Source organism: Pseudolabrys sp. (assembly GCF_035943735.1).
In the GTDB taxonomy this organism is placed as follows: domain Bacteria; phylum Pseudomonadota; class Alphaproteobacteria; order Rhizobiales; family Xanthobacteraceae; genus Pseudolabrys.
In genome coordinates this window covers 100,836-119,501 of the sequence record NZ_DASZBV010000006.1, presented here as the reverse complement: position 1 = coordinate 119,501, position 18,666 = coordinate 100,836, and the positions used below count along the sequence as shown (strand labels likewise).

Genomic DNA, 18,666 nt, shown 5'->3' with positions numbered 1-18,666 from the left:
ATTCAAGCCTGCAGCGCCGCCCACATCTCGCGGTCGCGCTCCGCTGTCCAGATCGTCGGCCATTCGATGCCACGTGCCTCGTCATAGGCGCGCGCGACGTTGAACGGCAGCGCGTGCTCGTAGAGCACCAGGCTCTTGTATTTCGGGTCCATCGCCAGCCGCGCGAAAATGAAGGCGTCCTTGAGCGACCGGCCCTTGGCGACGCTGTCCTGCACCGAGCCATAAAGCGTCTCGAGGAAATCCGCGGTCGCGTTGATCCCCTCCTTCACGGTCTCCGGAGTGGTCAGCGCGGCGCCGCGGCCGGGCAGCAAGGCGGCTGGCTGCATCTCGGCGAGAATGTCCAAAGTCTGCGGCCAATCGGTGAAATGCGCATCGCCGCAGGAACAGGCGCACTGGCTGACGACGAGATCGCCGGCGAAGACGACGCCGCAGTCAGGCACGGCGGCGATCACGTCTCCGGCGGTGTGGCCGCGGCCGATATGCATGATGCGCACCTCGCGGCGGCCGAGCCAGATCGATATCTGGTCGGGAAAAGTGACCGTTGGCGAGGTGAGGCCGGGGATCGTGCCGGCCGTCCGGAACAGGCGCGGGAAACGGCCGATCTCGGAGTCCATATCCTGTTTGCCACGTTCGGCGATGAGCGCGCGCGTCGCGTCGGAGGCAAGAATCTCGGCGTTCTTGAAGGCGGAGGCGCCGAGCGCGCGCGCCGCGTGATAATGCGTCAGCAGCACATAGCGGATCGGCTTGTCGGTGACCTTGGCGACGCGCGCGATGAGATCGGACGCCATCGCCGGCGTCGGCTGCGCGTCGACGACCAGGCAGGCATCGTCACCGACGATGACGCCGGAGTTCGGATCGCCTTCGGCAGTGTACGCGTACAGGCCGGGCCCGATCTGGTCGAACGCGACCTTCTTGTCGCCGAGATCGTCGCTGGAGGCGAAAGCCCTGCTCATGACGGTCCTGTCGGTCAGCCGGAACGGCAGCGTACCACGTCCGCTGCGACCACGGAGGCGGCGGCCGGGCGCGACGGCGTCCGATGTGACCGAAAGCAAAGCCTCCCGGCAAATTCGTTGCGCCCGGTCGCAACTTCGTCCACAGTCGTCGCCGCGCGATGGCGGCGGCGCGCGAGGCTCGCCCGCCATCCCGCTGCAATCGTGCAGGGCTTTACGGGACGATGGTCGAGGATAGTGCGGAGCGCGCCGCGGGCGGTCCCGAGCCGGTCATCAAGCTCGAGGACTTTCTGCCTCACCGCCTCAACGTCTGCTCCAATCTCGTGTCGGCGGCGCTGTCGCGGATCTATGCCGACTACCGCATCGGCGTGCCGGAATGGCGCGTCATCGTCACGCTCGGCGAGTCCGGCATGATGACCGCGAAGGCCATCGGTGCGTACAGCTTCATGCACAAGACCAAGGTTTCACGCGCGGTCGCGCAGCTCGAGAAGCGCAAGCTGATCGCGCGCAAGGCCAACCGCGCCGACCTGCGCGAGGCGTTCCTGTCGCTGACGCCGGCCGGTCGCGACATGTACGAGGAGATCGCGCCGGTCGCCATGCGCTTTGCCGACAAGCTCCTGGCGACGCTCGGCGCCGCCGACCGCGCCGCGCTCGAGCGGGCGCTCACTACGCTTATCGACAAGGCCGGCGAACTCGCCGCCGATATCGCCAATCCGCAACGGGGCCGCTAGATTGCACCACCGCTGCCGCTGCCGGGGTACCATCGCGTGAAACTCTACACCTACTTCCGCTCCTCCGCCGCCTATCGCGTACGCATCGCGCTCAATCTCAAGGGCCTGCCCTACGAGATGGTCGCGGTGCATCTCACCAAGGATGGCGGCCAGCAGCACAAGCCGGAATTCCATGCCGTCAATCCACAGGAGCGCGTGCCGGCGCTGGCCTTGTCCAGCGGCGAAGTCCTGACGCAGTCGCTGGCGATCATCGAGTATCTGGACGACATCGCGCCGGAACCGCCGCTCTTGCCGGCCGACGCGCTCGCGCGCGCCAAGGTGCGCGCCATCGCGCAGATGGTCGCCTGCGACATTCACCCGCTCAACAACCTGATCGCGCTGCAGTACCTCAAGCGCGCGATGAAGCACGAGCAGGCCGAGATCGACGCCTGGTACCACCACTGGGTCATCGAGGGCTTCAAGGCGATCGAGGCGATGATCTCGCCCGCCCCTTATACTTGCGGTGCGCACGTGAGCCTCGCCGACACCTGCCTCATCCCGCAGGTCTTCAACGCGCGCCGGCTGAAGGTGCCGCTCGACCAGTTCCCCAAAATTGTGGCGGTGGAGACGGCCTGCCTGAAACTGCCCGCCTTCGACAGAGCGCGGCCGGAAAACCAGCCGGACGCCGAGTGAGCGCCATCATCGCGCGGCGCCCTGCCCCTTCAATTCCGGCAGCACCTCCGTGACCACGACCTCCTCCACCAACATCCTGCGCGTCGTGCTGTGGATGACCGGCACGCTGCTGTCATTCTCGCTGATGGCGGTGTCGATCCGCGAACTCTCGCGCGGCGGGCTGACGATCTTCGAAATCCTGGCGATCCGCAGCGGCGCGGTGCTTGTCGTGGTGGTGCTGCTGTTGCTGGTGCGGCCGGAATTGCGCGCGGCGGCGCGGCCGCGCCGCATGAAGCTCAATCTGCTGCGCAATATCGTCCACTACGTCTCGCAATTCGCCTGGGCCTACGCGGTCACCATGCTGCCGCTGGCCATGGTGTTCGCGCTGGAATTCACCATGCCGGCCTGGACCGCGCTGCTCGCCGTCTGGCTGCTGAGCGAGAAAATGTCGAAGAGCCGCGCCGGAGTGGTGGTGCTCGGGCTGGTCGGCGTGCTGGTGATCCTGCGGCCCGGCATCGCCAGCATTCAGCCGGCCGCGTTTCTCGTCCTCGCGGCGGCGTTCGGCTACGCCATCACCATGATCACGACCAAGCAGCTGACCACGACCGAAAGCACGATCGGTATCGTGTTCTGGATGGCGGTGATCCAGTTTCCCTTGTCGCTGTTCGGCAGCGACCTCTCGGCGTTCACGCACTTCCAGGCGCACAACATCCTGCCGGCGATCGGGCTCGGCATCGGCGGCGTCACCTCGCATTACTGCCTGAGCAATGCGTTCCGCTCCGGCGACGCCACGCTGGTGGTGCCGCTCGATTTCATGCGCATTCCGCTGATCGCGGTGGTCGGCTGGCTGCTCTATGGCGAGACGCTGGACGTCTTCGTCTTCATCGGCGCCATCATCATCATCGCGGGGGTGGTCTGGAACCTGCGCGCGGAAAGCGCGCAGGCCAAGGCTCTGGCGTGACCTCGCAGCGCCACAATTAAGCAGTTAAGGTGCCGGCCATGAGGGGACTCACTACCACCGCCGCCGCCGCCATCGCGCTCGCCTGGACCGCCGCCGCCGTCGCGCAGGCGCCCGGTCCGAACTGCCAGGCTCTCGTCGCCCAGCTCACCTCGCTCGATGCCGGCAACAACGATCCGGGCCGCGCCGAGCAGCTGCGCCGCTTCGAGGATGCGGTGCACCAGCAGCAATTCCAGGTCGACCGGCTGGTATCGCAAGCCCGCCAGATGGGCTGCGAGCGCTCGGGCTTCTTCTCGATCTTCTCCAATCCACCACCGCAATGCGGCAATCTGAACCGGCAGATCGACCAGGCGCGCAATGCGCTCGACCGGGTGCAGGTGCAGCTCGAGCAGGCGCAGGGCGGCACCACCGAGCGCGCGGCGCAGCGGCAGTCGCTGCTGATCGCGCTGGGCCAGAACAACTGTGGGCCGCAGTACCGCTCTGCGGCGATCCAGGGGCAGCAGGGCGGCTTCTTCGACCGCCTGTTCGGCGGCCTGCCCGGCAGCGAAGGCGGGCCCGGCGGCGCCGGCGGCAACAACATCGGCAACGCGCCGCAGCCCATGGGCAGCACCTATCGCACGGTCTGTGTGCGCACGTGTGACGGCTACTATTTCCCCATTTCGTTCGCCACCACGCCCGACCATTTCCAGGAAGATGCGCAAACCTGCCAGCGCGAATGCCCGGCGGCACAGGCGCAACTCTTCGTCTATCACAACCCCGGCGAGGACATGACGCAGGCGGTGTCGTTGGATGGCCACCCCTATTCGCAGCTGCCGGCGGCCTTTCAGTATCGCAAGGCGATCAGCCCGGCCTGCGGCTGCCGCCGTCCCGGCGAGAGTTGGTCGGAGGCGCTCAAGGCGCTCGGCCCGGACAACACCGTGCAGCCGGGCGATGTGGTCGTGACCGACGAAAACGCCAAGCGCTTCTCGCAGCCGCGCGGCGCCGACGGCAAGCCGATCAAGGCGGGGACGCCGCAGGCGACCCAATCGGAGTCCACCCGATCCGCGCTCGCCGACGCGCCCGGCCAGGTCGATCCGACCAAGCGCAAGGTGCGCACGGTCGGGCCGACGTTCCTGCCGTCGAATTGACCCTGTGTCCCGCTCGTCCCCGCGAAAGCGGAGACCCAATTGTGAATCGGCGCCGGATTCCCGCTGTCGCGGCAATGAGCGGAGACATGTCAGCCGGTCGTCATGAATGCGCTACACGTCCGCGGCTTCGCTGCGCGCCGGCTTGCCGGTGACGAGCGAGACATCCGGCATCGGCAGCGGCGTGCCGGGATCGCGGAAGCGGTTGGTGATCGGATAGCGGCGATCGCGGCCGAAATTCTTCAAGGTCACCTTCACGCCGGGCGCCGCCTGCCGCCGCTTGTATTCGGCGATGTGCAGCAGCCGCTCGATGCGTGCGACCGTCTCACGTTCGAAACCGGCTGCGACGATCGCCGAGATCGGCTCCTCGCGCTCGACCAGCCGTTCGAGGATCGGATCGAGGACGGCGTAAGGCGGCAGCGAATCCTCATCCTTCTGGTTCTCGCGCAATTCGGCGCTCGGCGGCCGCGTGATGATGTTCTCCGGGATCACCAGGCCGGAGGGCCCGAGCGCGTCGTGCGGTTTCCATTCGTTTCGTAGTCGCGCCAACCGGAAGACCTCCGTCTTGTACAGGTCCTTCACCGGATTGAAGCCGCCGTTCATGTCGCCGTAGAGCGTCGCGTAGCCGACCGACATTTCCGACTTGTTGCCGGTGGTCACGACCATCAGATTGAACTTGTTGGAGATGGCCATCAGCAGCGTGCCGCGTGCACGCGCCTGCAGGTTTTCCTCGGTGACGTCGCGCGGCAGACCGGAGAACGCCGGCTTCAGCGCCGCCTCGAAGCCTTCGACCGCCGCGGCGATCGGCAGGGTCTCGTAGCGCACGCCGAGCGCCCGCGCGCAGGCCGCAGCATCGTCGAGCGATTCCTGCGAGGTGAAGCGGTACGGCAGCATCACGCAGCGCACCCGCTCGGCGCCGAGCGCATCCACCGCCATCGCCGCGACCAGCGCCGAGTCGACGCCGCCCGACAGGCCGAGCACGACGCCGGGAAAGCCGTTCTTGTTAACGTAGTCGCGCAGGCCCAGCACGCAGGCCGCATAGTCCGCCTGGTCGGCCTCGACGCTGTGCACCACCGGACCGCCCTCGCAACGCCAGGTGTCGCCGCTGCGCACCCAACTGGTGGTCGCGACGCATTCGACGAAGGCGCCGAGCTGGAATGCGAGCGAGCGGTCGGCATTCAGACCGAACGACACGCCGTCGAACACCAGCTCGTCCTGCCCGCCAATCTCGTTGACGTAGACCATCGGCAGGTTCTGCTCGGTGACGCGCGCCACCGCGATATTGAGGCGCACGTCGCTCTTGTTGCGCCAGTAAGGCGATCCGTTCGGCACGATCAGCAGTTCGGCGCCCGTCTCGGCGAGACACTCGACGACGTTCTCGTAAGTCGCCGACTCTTCCGTCCAGATGTCTTCGCAAATCGGAATGCCGAGCCGCACGCCGCGGAAATTCACCGGGCCGGGCACCGGCCCGCGCTCGAACACGCGCTTCTCGTCGAAGACGCCGTAGTTCGGCAGGTTGACCTTGTAGCGCAGCGCGGCAATGGCGCCGCCGTCGAGCAGCGCGACCGCGTTGTAAAGCTTGCCGTTGTCGACCCACGGCGTGCCGACGAGCAGCGCCGGCCCGCCGGACGCAGTCTCCCGCGCCAGGCTCTCGATCGCCGCGCGACAGGCGGCCTGGAAGGCCGGCTTCAGCACCAGGTCCTCGGGCGGATACCCGGCGATGAACAATTCCGGAAAGACGACGAGGTCGGCGCCCTGCCCCGCTGCCTCGTCGCGGGCGCGCAGCGCCTTTGCCGCATTGCCGGCAACGTCGCCGACGGTGGCATTGAGTTGCGCGACGGCGATCGCCAGACGCTGGGATGTGGATGCTGCGGCCATGGCCAACCTGTACCGCCTCGGCCTTGTGCCGGGCAATGGGGAATGGCCGGGACCTGCCCGGCGTTCCGGTCAGAGGTTGTCGAAGCGGTAGCTGCCCTGGAAGAAGACGCCGTAAATGTCGGCCTTGAAGTCGAGCGGCTGGGCCGTGCCGCCGGCGGCGACGTCGGTGAAGTCGGCCGTGCCCTGGCTCTGCATGTGCCAATAGCGGCCGCCGAGGCCGAGGCTGATCGCTTCGGTGAGCTGGTAGGACAGGATCGCCTCGAGCTGGTAGCCCCAACCGTGACCGCTCTGCGGGATGGGGCCGGCGAAGTCGGTGCGCAGCAGATGATTGTCGCTGCCGCTGAGCCAGACGTAAGGCAGGTAGGCGCCCTCGAGATCGATGCGCCACTTGTCGTAGATCGGGAGGTCGGCGTTGAGGCCGACGCGCACGCCCTGCCAGGTGTCGTCCTCCACGATCACCGCCGTGCTGTCGGGAATCGAGGGCGTGCAGACGCTGGTGTTGCCCGCTGTCTGCGTGCAGCCGAACGCCTTCAGGCGCCAGTGCATGTAGTGATAGCCGACGAAGCCGTCGAGGCGGAAGTCGCGGCCGCGCAGGATCGCGCCGCCGATATCGGTGTCGATGTAGGCGAGCGACTGGTTCTGCAGCGTGCTGTTCGTGCTGGAGTACGGCGTGAGCGCCGGCGGAAAGTCCTCGTCCTGCAGACTGCCTTTGGTGAGCAGGCCGCCGCCGATATAGCCCTTCCAGAACAGGCCGCTGTCGTGATCGATGCGGCCGTACAATTCGAGCGAGTGCGACTGCAGCCCGCTATAGGTCAGGCGCGAGTTGAGCGTGTCGCGGGTGAGACCGTAGAGGTCCTTGCTGGTCGAGCCCATGCCGTACCAGTAACGGCCACCGACGGTCGCGGTGAAGGCGGGCTTCTCCGGCTCGAGGATGAACGGATTGGCGGCAGCCGCGCCGATGCCGCCGGCCAGGATCGCCGTCATCAGGCTCAGTATTGCCGCGGATTTGACCATGTGCACTTCCCGTCGCCCATCCATGGGGCCCAAGTGTTGCGGGAAGGCTTTGCGCAGACGTTACAATTTAAGCGGGTTCTGCAAGGAACGCGCCGCATCGCTAATGAACCGATAAGGCGCAGCCGCTAGCGTAAACGCCTGCTGAAAGTAAACGGCCGGCGATCTTGACCGAATGCGCGCCCGTCGTCTTCTATGTCCTCGACAGAGGCCGAGGGACGCCATGCTCGTGCGCGCGCAAGAACTGCGACCGGAGACCTTCGCGCCGTTCGGAGAGGTCATCGAACCGCGGCGGACCGGCGAGCAATTCGATCGCTCGAACCCCTATACGCCCCACACCGAACATGGCCACGTGCCGCTGGTGCTGACGAACGGCGAGCCGGTCTTGCGTATCATGCACCAGCGCCTGCGGGGCCTGAGCTTCGGCAAGATGGCCCGCCACATGCGCGTGAGCCAATGTCTCGGTGCCATCGGCGGCAAAGACTGGTATCTCGGCGTCGCCGCGCCAGGTAACACCGTGACTTTGGACAAAGTCGCGGCCTTCCACATCCCCGGCGATCGCATCGTCAAACTGCATGTCGGCACGTGGCATGCCGGCCCGCACTTCACGCACGACGAGGCGATGTTCCTCAACCTCGAAAACACCGACACCAACTCGCGCGATTTCGGCGAGGCGATCCTGGCGGAAGAGTGCGTCATCACGCCCGCCGCGTGAGTGAGATCGCGGCAGGCGTCATTTTGGCAGCGTCTGAAACGGACGTCGCGCTTAAAGCCCTGCCGCCGCCGGCATCGGCTGGACGCGGTTCGAGCGCTCCTTCTTGAGCAGTCCGGCCAGCAGGAAGGCGAGATCGATCGCCTGCTCGGCGTTGAGTCGCGGATCACAGGCCGTGTGATACCGGTCGTTGAGATCCTCGTCGGTGATCTGGCGCACGCCGCCGGTGCACTCGGTGACGTTCTGGCCGGTCATCTCCAGATGCACACCGCCGGCATAGGTGCCTTCGGCCTGATGCACCTCGAAGAAGCTGCGCACTTCCTTGATGATGAGATCGAAGGGCCGCGTCTTGTAGCCACTCGCCGAGGTGATGGTGTTGCCGTGCATCGGGTCGCTCGACCAGATGACGCGGCGGCCTTCACGCTTCACGGCGCGGATCAGGGTCGGCAGGGAATCGCCGATCTTGTCGGCGCCCATGCGGACGATCAGCGTCAGCCGCCCGGGCTCGTTGTCCGGATTGAGGATGTCGATCAGGCGCAGCAGGTCGTCCGGCTTGCTCGACGGCCCGCACTTGAGCCCGAGCGGATTCTTGATGCCGCGCGCGTATTCGATGTGCGCATGATCGAGCTGACGGGTGCGGTCGCCGATCCACAGCATGTGGCCCGAGGTCGCGTACCAGTCGCCGGTCGTGGAATCGACGCGCGTGAACGCTTGCTCGAAGCCGAGAAGCAGCGCCTCGTGACTGGTGTAGAAATCGGTCGTGCGCAGCTCGGGATGGCTCTCGAGGTCGAGGCCGCAAGCCTGCATGAACTCGAGCGCTTCGCCGATGCGATCGGACAATTCGACGTAACGGCGCGACTGCGGACTGTCCTTGACGAAGCCCAGCATCCACTGGCGCACGCTGGCGAGATTGGCGTAGCCGCCCTGCGCAAAGGCGCGCAGCAGGTTCAGCGTGGCCGCCGACTGGCGATAGGCCTCGACCTGCCGGCGCGGGTCGGGCATGCGCGCCTCCGGCGTGAAGGCGGCGTCGTTGATGATGTCGCCGCGATAGCTCGGCAGCTCGATGCCGTCGCGCTTCTCGACCGGCGAGGAGCGCGGCTTAGCGAATTGGCCGGCGATGCGGCCGACCTTCACCACCGGCAACGCGGCCGCATAAGTGAGCACGACCGACATCTGCAGGAACATGCGGAAGAAGTCGCGGATGTTGTTGGCGCCGTGCTCGGCGAAGCTCTCGGCGCAGTCGCCGCCCTGCAGCAGGAAAGCCTGGCCGTCGGCAACGCGGGCGAGCTGCTTTTTCAGGCTGCGAGCCTCGCCGGCGAAAACCAGCGGCGGAAAGGTCGCGAGCTGCTTCTCGACGTCGTCGAGCGCCCGCAGGTCCGGGTACTCGGGAACCTGCTGGATCGGCTTCTTGCGCCAGCTATCGGGCGTCCAACGCTCGGACATTTCAGCATACTCCAACGGCTTCGGGCGGCCTTATACACGACCCCCGCCCACCGTTACCACAATTTCAGCCGGTCGAATGCAGGCCCTATTCGGCCGCCTGGCGCCGCCAGGTCATGGCCTTTTCGCGCATGGTGACGAGCTCCTCGGCCGCTGTCGGGTGCACGGCCATGGTGGCGTCGAGGTCGGCCTTGGTCGCCCCCATTTTGACCGCCACGCCGAGGAGCTGGATCAATTCGCCCGCGTCGGGACCGACCAGATGGCAGCCGACCACGCGGCCGCTGATGCCGTCGACGAGGATCTTCATGAACGACCGGGTCTGGCGGCCGGACAGGGTCGCCTTCATCGGCCGGAACGAGGTCTTGTAGACGTCGACCACCTCGAGCTGCTCGCGCGCCTGCGCCTCGGTCAAGCCGATGACGCCGACTTCCGGCTCGGAAAACACCGCCGTCGGCACGTCGGCGTGATCGACGCGCGTCGGCTTGTTGCCGAAGACCGTATCGGCGAAGGCGTGGCCCTCGCGGATCGCCACCGGCGTCAGATTGACGCGGTTGGTGACGTCGCCGACCGCGTAGATGTGCGGCACCGATGTTTGCGAATAGGCATCCACTTCGATGCCGCCGTGTTCGTGGATCTTGACGCCGATCTTGTCGAGACCGAGCCCCATCACATTGGGTCGGCGGCCGATCGCGAACATCACCTTGTCGGCGGCGATCTGTGTCTGGTCGGAGAGATGGGTGACGAATTCGTCGCCCTGCTTATCGATCGCGGTCACGGTATGACCGCAGGTGACGGTGATGCCGCGCGTGCGCATCTCATTGCGCAGGTGCTCGCGTACGTCGTCATCAAAGCCGCGCAGGATGTTCTCGCCGCGATAGACGAGCGTCACCTTGCTGCCGAGGCCGGCGAAGATGCAGGCGAACTCGACAGCGATGTAGCCACCGCCCTGGATGACGATGCGCCGCGGCAACTCCTCAAGATGCAGCGCTTCGTTCGAAGAAATCACGTGCTCGAGGCCGGGGATCTTGGGTCCGTAATGCGGCCAGGCGCCGGTGGCGATCAGGATATTCCTGGCGCGCACGCAGGCGCCGCTGGCGGTGAGGCGCACGGTGTGCCCATCCTCGAAGATGGCGCGGCTCTTGACCAGTTCGACCTTGAAGCGTTCGAGCGTCGACTTGTACGCCGCCTCGAGGCGATCGATCTCCCGATCCTTGTTCGCGATCAAGGTCGGCCAGTGGAAGACCGGCTTCTCGACGCTCCAGCCGAAACCGGCGGCGTCCTCGAAATCGTCGGCGAAGCGCGATGCGTAGACCAGAAGCTTCTTCGGCACGCAGCCGCGGATGACGCAGGTGCCGCCGACGCGAAATTCCTCGGCGATCATCACCCGCGCGCCGTAGGAGGCGGCGATACGGGCCGCCCGCACGCCGCCCGAGCCCGCACCGATCACGAACAGGTCGACGTCGCGCTCAGCCATTGCCTGCATCCTGCCTAAAAGAGCATGCGCCGGAACCGTCCGGCGCTGGCATCACATCGGATGACCGCGCTTCTTGAGCTCGTCGCGCATCTTGGCCGTCACTTCCGTCGAGAGCTTGTTGGCCCAATCCTGCGCGAATTTCATGCTTTCGTTCGCGACCGTCGGCTGCTCCTGCAGCAGCTTCTTGCCGACCGGAGTCTCATAGAAGGCCAGAATGGCCTTGAGCTCCGGCTCGGTGAAATGCGTCGCGTATTCGTGCGCCACTTCGTCGGTGATTTCGACGAACTTCGGCGAGAGGTCCGTCCGCAGCTTCGCGGCGATTTCGTTGAGATCCTTCTGCAGCATCGGGTTCTGCTGCAGGTAAAGGAGCTTCGACTGTTCGATGACGCCGGCGATCAGCGGACTGAACAGCGCGGTCGCGCCGGTCGCGGTGACGAGCTGTTTCGCCGTCGCCAGCGCGGCGGCAGAGGGCTTGGCCCCCTGCCCAAAGGCCGCCGGCGAAGTCGCCGCAAGCGCGAGCGCCAGGGCGCCGGTCGACAGCGTGCGGTTTATCGCTCGCATGACGTTTTTCATCTTATCTCCATTGGTCGAGGCCTCAGCGTCGCTCGATCGTTCTGACGCCATCAGGTCCGCCGACGATGACCATCGCGGCAAGCCCGATGAAAAGTCCGTGCTCCATGACACCCGGAACGCCCGCAAGCGCGCGCGCAAGGGCGGCCGGATCCTCGATCCGGCCGAGCGCCGCGTCGACGATCCAGTGGCCACCATCCGTGACGAAAGCATGGCCGTCGCGCCGCTTGCGGAAATCGAGCGGGCCGGCCGTCTGGAGGCCGTCGATGGCCGTCCGCACCGCCCGCAACGTCGCCCCGGCACCGAAAGGCGCGATCTCCACCGGCAGCGGGAAACGGCCGAGGACGGGCACGCATTTGCTCTCGTCGGCGATGACGATCATGCGCGCCGAGGCCGCCGCCACGATCTTTTCGCGCAGGAGGGCGCCGCCGCCGCCTTTGATCAGCGTCAGATCGGGCGCGATCTCGTCGGCGCCATCCACGGTGACGTCGAGCTCGGGCAGTTCGTCGAGCGTGGCGAGCGGAATGCCCCATTGCTGGGCGTCGTCGCGCGTGGCCTCAGAGGTAGGGACCCCGATCACGTCGAGGCCGTTGCGCACCCGCTCCCCGAGAAGCTCGACGAAATGCCGGGCAGTCGAACCGGTGCCGAGCCCGAGCCGCATGCCCGGCCGGACGAAGTCCAAAGCCTTGGCCGCGGCAGCGCGTTTCTGAAGCTCGGCGTTCATGGGCACCGGCAGGGCATTCGTTGAGGATCGGGGCTGATCGCCGCCTATCTAGCCTCGATTGGCGGGCCTGAATAGCCGAAAATCGGCGCTCAGCCTTAACCGCGAAAGGGCTTGCCAGCCCTGCCGACGGCAGGTAGCGAGGCCCCCCATGCCGCTTCCGCTCCTCGTTTTCGACCTCGACGGCACGCTCGTCGACACCGCTCCCGATCTCGTCGACACGCTCAACGTCGTGTTCGAACGCGAGGGCATGCCGCCCGTGCCGTATGACGATGCACGCATGATGATCGGCGGCGGCGCCAAGGCCATGCTGGTGCGCGGCCTCGAAGCGGAAGGCCGCGCGGTCACGTCCGAACTGCTCGACCGGCTGTTCGGCGATTTTCTGGCCTACTACGCCGATCACATCGCGGTGCGCTCGCGCCCTTTCCCCGGTTTGATCGACGCCCTCGACGTCCTCGCCACCCGTGGCCATAGCTTTGCCGTCTGCACCAACAAGCTCGAAGCGCTGTCCGTTCTGCTTCTGAACGAGCTCGGCCTTGTCGGCCGCTTCGCGGCGATCTGCGGCCAGGACACGTTCGGCATTCAAAAGCCCGATCCGGAAGTCCTGCGCCGCACCATCGCGAGCGCGGGCGGCACGCCGGAGAACGCGGTTATGATCGGCGATTCCGCTACCGACATCCGCACCGCGCAAGCGGCCGGAATTCCCGTGATTGCAGTGGATTTCGGCTACAGCGAGCGGCCGGTTATCGAATTCGGGCCCGATCGGGTGATCAGCCATTTCACCCAGTTGCCGGGCGAGATCTCGGCGCTCGCGCGCGCGTAAAATGGGCGGCCGCAATTATGGTTAACGCGGTAAGGTTAATGGCATCCTGAATATTGCTTGGATATGACAAGGTTCGTATCTTGCCGCCGGGCGGGCGGTGTGCACCTGGCGTGGGGACGACTCTGATATGTATCGAGTGATTGCGATCGTTGGCGGTGCGCTTGCTCTTGCGGCGTGCTCGTCGAACAGCGAATTCCTCAATCTCGACGCCTTGAAGCCCGGTCCGGTGATGGACACGGTGCGTTTCGAGTCCGAGCCCCCGGGGGCGGAGGCCAAGACGTCGAACGGCCAGACCTGCCGCACGCCCTGCGCGCTGGCCCTGCCGGCGGATGCGCCGCTCACGGTCACTTTCACCCTCGACGGTTATCAGCCGGAGAGCGACCAGCTCGAGGTGATCAACATGGCCGGCTCGCCGCCGCAACTGCGGCCGAACCCGGTCCTCGCCGAGCTCACCCCTGCCCCGCCGCCGCCGAAGCCGGTGAAAAAGAAGCCGGTCCGGCGCAAGCCGGTGGCGAAGAAGCCGGCCCCGAAGAAGCCTGTCGCGGCCAAGCCGGCGGCAGCCGCACCCGCGCGGGCTCCCGCCGCTGCAGCGCCCGCCCCGGCTGGGTCGCCGTGGCCGTCGGCCCCGCCGCCGCCGCAGCGCTAAGCTCTCGAATACCGCGAATTGCCGACGGCCCGCATGCCAATGCGGGCCGTTTCCTTTCGGATAGAGTCCCGCCGCGCGCTATGGCCTTTGCCCGCCATAATTCCTATATCTGGCGGAGAAGACGACAAAAACGGCCCGGGAACCCGGAATGGCAGCAACGGACACGAATTCGGCGATTGTTCTCGATCGCGCGGCCGCCGCGCCGCAGCCGCTCATCGACCCGTTCGCCCGCGCCATCACCTATCTGCGCGTCTCGGTCACGGATCGCTGCGACTTCCGCTGCGTCTACTGCATGTCGGAACACATGACGTTCCTGCCCAAGGCCGACCTGCTCACGCTGGAGGAGCTCGATCGGCTGTGCAGCGCTTTTATCGCCAAAGGCGTGACCAAGCTGCGCCTGACCGGCGGCGAACCACTAGTACGCCGCGGCATCATGACCCTGGTTGAATCTTTGTCGCGACACCTCAAGAGCGGCGCGCTCAAGGAACTGACGCTGACCACCAACGGCTCGCAACTCGAGAAGTATGCTGCACAGCTCAAGGACTGCGGCGTCGACCGCATCAATGTCTCGATCGACACGCTCGATCCGGACAAATTCCGCGCAATTACGCGCTGGGGCGATCTCGGCAAGGTGCTCGCCGGCGTCGACGCGGCGCAGAAGGCAGGCTTGAAGGTCAAGATCAACGCGGTCGCGCTGAAGGGCGTGAACGAGGACGAACTCGCCGACATGACGGCGTGGGCCAATGGCCGCGGCATGGACCTCACGCTGATCGAAGTCATGCCGCTCGGCGAAACCGGCGAATCCCGCGTCGACCAGTACCTGCCGCTGTCGCTGGCGCGCGCGCGGCTGGCGGAGCGCTATACTCTCGAGGATATCGACTATCGGACCGGCGGGCCGGCCCGCTACGTGCGCGTGAAGGAAACGGGCGGACGGCTCGGCTTCATCACGCCCCTCACCCACAACTTCTGCGAATCCTGCAACCGCGTGCGGATCACCTGCACCGGCACGTTGTTCATGTGTCTCGGCCAGAACGACGCCGCCGACCTGCGTACACCGCTGCGTGCATCGGAAAGCGACGTGCCGCTCTACGCCGCCATCGACGAGGCGATCGGCCGCAAGCCGAAGGGCCATGATTTCGTCATCGACCGGCAGCACCAGCGGCCGGCCGTCGCCCGGCATATGAGCGTGACCGGCGGTTGAATCGCCGGCCCACTGCCGGCCGCACAGCCCAGCCCAATTTGCCATTGACGGCAAAGCCCCCGATCGGATTAGGTGGCTCGCTTGGCTGTGGGGAGCCAAGCCGTGGGGACATAAAGCAAAAATAACCCGCCGGTCGCAGGCCGGCGCGCTGAGGGGAGTATCGTCTTGAGCGCCCTCGACACAGTTCTGAAGGCGTTGCTGCCGCTCACGCGGACGATCGATGCCATCAACACGTGGCTCGGCAAATACCTCGCTTGGCTGATCCTCGGCGCGGTCATCGTCTCGGCGGTCAACGCCACCGTCCGCAAGGTGTTCGACACCTCGTCGAACGCCTGGCTCGAGCTGCAATGGGTGCTGTTCAGCATCGTGTTCCTGTTGTGCTCGCCGTGGACGCTGCTCGCCAACGAGCACATCCGCATCGACATCGTGAACCAGATGCTGCCGAAGCGCGTGCGCGACTGGATCGACGTCGTCGGCCACGCCTTCTTCCTGCTGCCGCTGACGATCGTGCTGATCGTGACCAGCGTGCCGTTCTTCCTCGTGTCGTACGGGCAGGACGAGCAATCGCTGAACGCCGGCGGCCTGCCGCAGTGGCCCTCGAAGGGCCTGATCATGGTCGCCTTCGGCCTGATGTTCATCCAGGGCATCTCGGAATTGATCAAGCGGATCGCGATCATGCGCGGGCTGATGGACGACCCGCACGCGGCGCAGAAGAGCTCGCTCGAGCTCGAGGCCGAAGAGATCATCGAGGCGATGGCAAAGCACTAGTTCCGAGCAGGGTCCGGGGGTCGCATGGAGGCATTTTTCATCGCGAACATGGCGCCGATTATGTTCGGCTCCCTGGTCGTGTTTCTGCTGCTCGGCTACCCGGCGGCCTTCTCGCTCGGCGCCGTCGGCCTGCTCTACGGCATCGTCGGCATCGAACTCGGGCAGTTCGCGCCGAACTTCCTGCAGGCCTTGCCCGACCGTATCTACGGCGTGATGAGCAACGACACGTTGCTCGCGATCCCGTTCTTCACCTTCATGGGCCTCGTGCTCGAGCGTTCCGGCATGGCCGAGGACCTGCTCGACACGATCGGACAATTGTTCGGCACGGTGCGCGGCGGCCTCGCTTACGCCGTGGTCTTCGTCGGCGCGCTGCTCGCCGCGACCACCGGCGTGGTCGCCGCCTCGGTCATTTCGATGGGCTTGATCTCGCTACCGATCATGATGCGCTACGGCTACGACCGGCGCGTCGCCACCGGCGTCATCGCGGCCTCCGGCACGCTGGCGCAGATCATCCCGCCCTCGCTCGTGCTGATCGTCATGGCCGACCAGCTCGGCCGGTCGGTCGGCGACATGTACGAAGGCGCCTTCATCCCGGGCCTCGTGCTTTCGGCCATGTACGCCTTCTACGTCTTCCTCGTCTCGATGATCTATCCGATGGCGACGCCGGGCCTGCCGGCCGAAGCCGTCGGATTTCGCGAGGCGAACGGCAGCCGCGGCTTGACCTCTCTCGGCATACTCGCGGTCGTCAGCGCCGTCATCGGCTATCGCGCCGAAGGCTTTTTCTATCCCGACGCGCACGGCGCCGACTTCGTCGTGCTCTGCATGTTCTTCGGCATCGTCTTTGCGTTCGGTACCGCCGTCGTGAACTGGCTCACGGCCCGGTTCATCGGATTCCGCTTCCTCTCGCACATGGCGCAGCAGACCACCTTCGTGATGGTGCCGCCTTTGTTCCTGATCTTCCTCGTGCTCGGCACGATCTTCATCGGCGTCGCCACGCCGACCGAAGGCGGGGCCATGGGCGCGGCCGGCGCATTAATCCTCGGCGGCATCAAGCGGCGGCTGTCCTGGGATCTCGTCCGTCAGGCCGTCGAATCGACGGCCAAGCTCTCCTCGTTCGTCGTGTTCATCCTGCTCGGCGCGCGCGTGTTCTCTCTCACATTCTACGGCGTCAGCGGCCACATCTGGGTCGAGAACCTGCTGACCTCCCTGCCCGGCGGCCAGATCGGCTTCCTCATCTTCGTCAACGCCTTCGTCTTTGTGCTCGCCTTCTTCCTCGACTTCTTCGAACTGGCGTTCATCGTCATTCCGCTGCTCGGCCCCGCGGCCGAACACCTCGGCATCGACCTGATCTGGTTCGGCGTCATCCTCGGCGTGAACATGCAGACCTCATTCATGCATCCGCCGTTCGGCTTCGCGCTATTCTATCTGCGCTCGGTGGCGCCGCGTGATCCGTACCTCGATCGCGTCACCGGCAAGCGCACCGAGGGCATCACCACCGGACAGATCTACTGGGGCGCCATGCCGTTCGTGGTCATTCAGGTCATCATGGTGCTTCTGGTGATCTCGTTCCCGGCGATGGTGATGCACTACAAGGGCGCGGAGTCGAAGATCGACCCGAACAAGGTGAAGATCGATATCCCGCAGGTCGAATTGCCGCCGCTCGACTTCGGCCCGCCGGCAAAATAACGCCGTCGCAGGGGCAAAAATAGAAAGCGCCCCGAAGCGGGAGGCTTCGGGGCGCTTTCTCTTTTGCAACGGGCGATTAGCTCAAATGGCGGATCATGAACGAGTCGTAGTTCAGTTCGGCCACCCGGAACCAGGGATAGGCCGCGCCCTGGAAGGCCTCCATCGACTCGTAGACCTTCTTGAAACTGGCGTTGGTTTTCGCGATCTCATCGTGCAGTTCATGCGCCGCCTTCCAGCAGGCCTCCATGATCGCCGGCGAGAAGGCGCGCAGCTGGCTGCCGTTGGCGATCAGCCGCTTCAGCGCAGGCGGGTTCTGCAGATCGTAGCGCGCGATCATCCAGTCGTTCGCGTAAGCCGCCGCGTGCTCGACGATCGCCTGGTAATGCTTCGGCAGCGCGTTCCATTTATCGTTATTGATGAAAAGGTTGATCATCGATCCGCCTTCCCACCAGCCCGGCGTATAATAGTATTTCGCGACCTTGTAGAAGCCGAGCTTCTCGTCGTCGTAGGGGCCGACCCACTCGGCCGCGTCGAGGACGCCCTTCTCCAGCGCGGGATAGATGTCGGGAGCGCCTAGCAACTGCGGCACGCCACCGAGCTTCTGGATGACGCGGCCCGGGAAGCCGCCGATCCGGAATTTCAGGCCCTTGAGGTCGTCGACGGTCTTGATCTCCTTGCGGAACCAGCCGCCCATCTGGCAGCCGGTGTTGCCGCACAGGCGCATGGTCACGTTGTATTTCTTGTAGAAGTCGTTGAGCACCTCCTTGCCGCCGCCGCTGTAGTACCAGCCCTGGTTCAGGCGCTGGTTCGGGCCGAAGGCGACCGAGGTGCCGAAGGCGAAGGTCGGGTCCTTGCCGAAATAATAGTAGGATGATGTGTGCGCCATCTCGACAGTGCCGTTCGAGGCGGCATCGAGCGCCTGCAGCGCCGGGACGATCTCGCCGGCCGCGAAGGTCTGGATCTGGAATTTGTTGTCGGTCGCTTCTGCCACCGATTTGGCGAAGACATCGGCCGCGCCGAACAGGGTGTCGAGTGACTTCGGCCAGCTCGCCGTCAGGCGCCACTTCAGCTCCGGCATCGACTGGGCGATGGCAGGCGCCGCAACGGTCGCCGCCGCGGCGGCGCCGATGGCCGATGTCTTCAGGAATTCACGACGCTTCATTTCATTGCCTCCCTTGTCTGTTTCGTGGGGCTGACGCTGCTTGCGGTGCCGCTCTTATTGGCCGATGGCCTTGCCCGCGACAGAACGTCGCCGGTTGAGCCAGTCTGCACCGGTTGCCCGGAGCTTGTCAGTAGGCGGCTACCGCGCGCACCGACAAAAA

18 protein-coding genes are annotated in these 18,666 nt (G+C 65.7%); 10 read left to right on the top strand and 8 right to left on the bottom strand.

Going from position 1 to position 18,666, the window contains the following annotated elements:
• Positions 1 to 2: 2 nt before the first annotated feature.
• Complete coding sequence (locus VGV41_RS03585; RefSeq protein ID WP_326862281.1) at positions 3 to 953, bottom strand: MBL fold metallo-hydrolase; 951 nt, start codon at positions 951 to 953, stop codon at positions 3 to 5.
• Between the two features lie 221 nt (positions 954 to 1,174).
• On the opposite strand from VGV41_RS03585, the gene VGV41_RS03580 reads away from it, so the two are divergent.
• The 4 genes from VGV41_RS03580 to VGV41_RS03565 are packed head-to-tail and all read left to right on the top strand — an operon-like array spanning position 1,175 to position 4,417.
• Complete coding sequence (locus VGV41_RS03580) at positions 1,175 to 1,681, top strand: MarR family winged helix-turn-helix transcriptional regulator (RefSeq protein WP_326862280.1); 507 nt, start codon at positions 1,175 to 1,177, stop codon at positions 1,679 to 1,681.
• Between the two features lie 36 nt (positions 1,682 to 1,717).
• Positions 1,718 to 2,353, top strand: a complete 636-nt coding sequence (gene maiA / locus VGV41_RS03575; RefSeq protein ID WP_326862279.1) for a maleylacetoacetate isomerase — start codon at positions 1,718 to 1,720, stop codon at positions 2,351 to 2,353.
• A 49-nt stretch (positions 2,354 to 2,402) separates the two neighbouring features.
• On the top strand, positions 2,403 to 3,293 hold the full coding sequence (locus VGV41_RS03570; protein ID WP_326862278.1) for a DMT family transporter: 891 nt from the start codon (positions 2,403 to 2,405) through the stop codon (positions 3,291 to 3,293).
• Positions 3,294 to 3,331: 38 nt separating this feature from the next.
• The gene (locus tag VGV41_RS03565) at positions 3,332 to 4,417 is read left to right on the top strand and encodes a DUF2865 domain-containing protein (RefSeq protein WP_326862277.1); all 1,086 of its coding nucleotides are present in this window, start codon (positions 3,332 to 3,334) and stop codon (positions 4,415 to 4,417) included.
• A gap of 111 nt (positions 4,418 to 4,528) precedes the next feature.
• On the opposite strand, the gene VGV41_RS03560 is transcribed toward VGV41_RS03565, so the two are convergent.
• Together VGV41_RS03560 and VGV41_RS03555 are read right to left on the bottom strand one after the other, a co-directional pair.
• Positions 4,529 to 6,292 carry an NAD+ synthase gene (locus VGV41_RS03560; RefSeq protein ID WP_326862276.1) on the bottom strand — a complete coding sequence of 588 codons (1,764 nt, stop codon included), beginning with the start codon at positions 6,290 to 6,292 and terminating at the stop codon, positions 4,529 to 4,531.
• 69 nt (positions 6,293 to 6,361) lie between these two features.
• Positions 6,362 to 7,306, bottom strand: a complete 945-nt coding sequence (locus tag VGV41_RS03555; protein ID WP_326862275.1) for an omptin family outer membrane protease — start codon at positions 7,304 to 7,306, stop codon at positions 6,362 to 6,364.
• A gap of 220 nt (positions 7,307 to 7,526) precedes the next feature.
• On the opposite strand from VGV41_RS03555, the gene VGV41_RS03550 reads away from it, so the two are divergent.
• Positions 7,527 to 8,018, top strand: coding sequence for an ureidoglycolate lyase (locus VGV41_RS03550; protein WP_326862274.1), 492 nt, complete (start codon positions 7,527 to 7,529; stop codon positions 8,016 to 8,018).
• Between the two features lie 51 nt (positions 8,019 to 8,069).
• Here the strand turns inward: VGV41_RS03550 and VGV41_RS03545 are convergent, their stop codons facing one another.
• The 4 genes from VGV41_RS03545 to rpiA form a co-directional block, all read right to left on the bottom strand.
• Positions 8,070 to 9,458 carry a class II 3-deoxy-7-phosphoheptulonate synthase gene (locus VGV41_RS03545; protein WP_326862273.1) on the bottom strand — a complete coding sequence of 463 codons (1,389 nt, stop codon included), beginning with the start codon at positions 9,456 to 9,458 and terminating at the stop codon, positions 8,070 to 8,072.
• A gap of 85 nt (positions 9,459 to 9,543) precedes the next feature.
• On the bottom strand, positions 9,544 to 10,929 hold the full coding sequence (gene gor / locus VGV41_RS03540; RefSeq protein WP_326862272.1) for a glutathione-disulfide reductase: 1,386 nt from the start codon (positions 10,927 to 10,929) through the stop codon (positions 9,544 to 9,546).
• Positions 10,930 to 10,980: 51 nt separating this feature from the next.
• Positions 10,981 to 11,502, bottom strand: coding sequence for a DUF2059 domain-containing protein (locus VGV41_RS03535; protein WP_326862271.1), 522 nt, complete (start codon positions 11,500 to 11,502; stop codon positions 10,981 to 10,983).
• 22 nt (positions 11,503 to 11,524) lie between these two features.
• Positions 11,525 to 12,223: a ribose-5-phosphate isomerase RpiA gene (rpiA, locus tag VGV41_RS03530; protein ID WP_326862270.1), complete on the bottom strand. Its 699-nt coding sequence runs from the start codon at positions 12,221 to 12,223 to the stop codon at positions 11,525 to 11,527.
• A 148-nt stretch (positions 12,224 to 12,371) separates the two neighbouring features.
• On the opposite strand from rpiA, the gene VGV41_RS03525 reads away from it, so the two are divergent.
• The 5 genes from VGV41_RS03525 (at position 12,372) to VGV41_RS03505 (ending at position 17,344) form a co-directional block, all read left to right on the top strand.
• On the top strand, positions 12,372 to 13,043 hold the full coding sequence (locus VGV41_RS03525; protein WP_326862269.1) for an HAD-IA family hydrolase: 672 nt from the start codon (positions 12,372 to 12,374) through the stop codon (positions 13,041 to 13,043).
• A gap of 127 nt (positions 13,044 to 13,170) precedes the next feature.
• The gene (locus tag VGV41_RS03520) at positions 13,171 to 13,689 is read left to right on the top strand and encodes a hypothetical protein (protein ID WP_326862268.1); all 519 of its coding nucleotides are present in this window, start codon (positions 13,171 to 13,173) and stop codon (positions 13,687 to 13,689) included.
• A gap of 148 nt (positions 13,690 to 13,837) precedes the next feature.
• Positions 13,838 to 14,890, top strand: coding sequence for a GTP 3',8-cyclase MoaA (moaA, locus tag VGV41_RS03515; protein ID WP_326862267.1), 1,053 nt, complete (start codon positions 13,838 to 13,840; stop codon positions 14,888 to 14,890).
• 186 nt (positions 14,891 to 15,076) lie between these two features.
• On the top strand, positions 15,077 to 15,658 hold the full coding sequence (locus VGV41_RS03510) for a TRAP transporter small permease subunit (RefSeq protein ID WP_326862481.1): 582 nt from the start codon (positions 15,077 to 15,079) through the stop codon (positions 15,656 to 15,658).
• 24 nt (positions 15,659 to 15,682) lie between these two features.
• On the top strand, positions 15,683 to 17,344 hold the full coding sequence (locus VGV41_RS03505; RefSeq protein ID WP_326862266.1) for a TRAP transporter large permease subunit: 1,662 nt from the start codon (positions 15,683 to 15,685) through the stop codon (positions 17,342 to 17,344).
• A 76-nt stretch (positions 17,345 to 17,420) separates the two neighbouring features.
• Here VGV41_RS03505 and VGV41_RS03500 read toward each other — a convergent pair whose 3' ends face one another.
• Positions 17,421 to 18,506, bottom strand: a complete 1,086-nt coding sequence (locus tag VGV41_RS03500) for a TRAP transporter substrate-binding protein DctP (protein ID WP_326862265.1) — start codon at positions 18,504 to 18,506, stop codon at positions 17,421 to 17,423.
• Positions 18,507 to 18,666: the final 160 nt, after the last annotated feature.

What these genes read in the sequence shown, in the direction of transcription:
- VGV41_RS03585 (WP_326862281.1), bottom strand. Translation starts at nt 953, where the DNA reads ATGAGCAGGGCTTTCGCCTCCAGCGACGATCTCGGCGACAAGAAGGTC.
- VGV41_RS03580 (WP_326862280.1), top strand. Translation starts at nt 1,175, where the DNA reads ATGGTCGAGGATAGTGCGGAGCGCGCCGCGGGCGGTCCCGAGCCGGTC.
- VGV41_RS03565 (WP_326862277.1), top strand. Translation starts at nt 3,332, where the DNA reads ATGAGGGGACTCACTACCACCGCCGCCGCCGCCATCGCGCTCGCCTGG.
- VGV41_RS03560 (WP_326862276.1), bottom strand. Translation starts at nt 6,292, where the DNA reads ATGGCCGCAGCATCCACATCCCAGCGTCTGGCGATCGCCGTCGCGCAA.
- VGV41_RS03555 (WP_326862275.1), bottom strand. Translation starts at nt 7,306, where the DNA reads ATGGTCAAATCCGCGGCAATACTGAGCCTGATGACGGCGATCCTGGCC.
- VGV41_RS03550 (WP_326862274.1), top strand. Translation starts at nt 7,527, where the DNA reads ATGCTCGTGCGCGCGCAAGAACTGCGACCGGAGACCTTCGCGCCGTTC.
- VGV41_RS03545 (WP_326862273.1), bottom strand. Translation starts at nt 9,458, where the DNA reads ATGTCCGAGCGTTGGACGCCCGATAGCTGGCGCAAGAAGCCGATCCAG.
- gor (WP_326862272.1), bottom strand. Translation starts at nt 10,929, where the DNA reads ATGGCTGAGCGCGACGTCGACCTGTTCGTGATCGGTGCGGGCTCGGGC.
- VGV41_RS03535 (WP_326862271.1), bottom strand. Translation starts at nt 11,502, where the DNA reads ATGAAAAACGTCATGCGAGCGATAAACCGCACGCTGTCGACCGGCGCC.
- rpiA (WP_326862270.1), bottom strand. Translation starts at nt 12,223, where the DNA reads ATGAACGCCGAGCTTCAGAAACGCGCTGCCGCGGCCAAGGCTTTGGAC.
- VGV41_RS03525 (WP_326862269.1), top strand. Translation starts at nt 12,372, where the DNA reads ATGCCGCTTCCGCTCCTCGTTTTCGACCTCGACGGCACGCTCGTCGAC.
- VGV41_RS03520 (WP_326862268.1), top strand. Translation starts at nt 13,171, where the DNA reads ATGTATCGAGTGATTGCGATCGTTGGCGGTGCGCTTGCTCTTGCGGCG.
- moaA (WP_326862267.1), top strand. Translation starts at nt 13,838, where the DNA reads ATGGCAGCAACGGACACGAATTCGGCGATTGTTCTCGATCGCGCGGCC.
- VGV41_RS03505 (WP_326862266.1), top strand. Translation starts at nt 15,683, where the DNA reads ATGGAGGCATTTTTCATCGCGAACATGGCGCCGATTATGTTCGGCTCC.
- VGV41_RS03500 (WP_326862265.1), bottom strand. Translation starts at nt 18,506, where the DNA reads ATGAAGCGTCGTGAATTCCTGAAGACATCGGCCATCGGCGCCGCCGCG.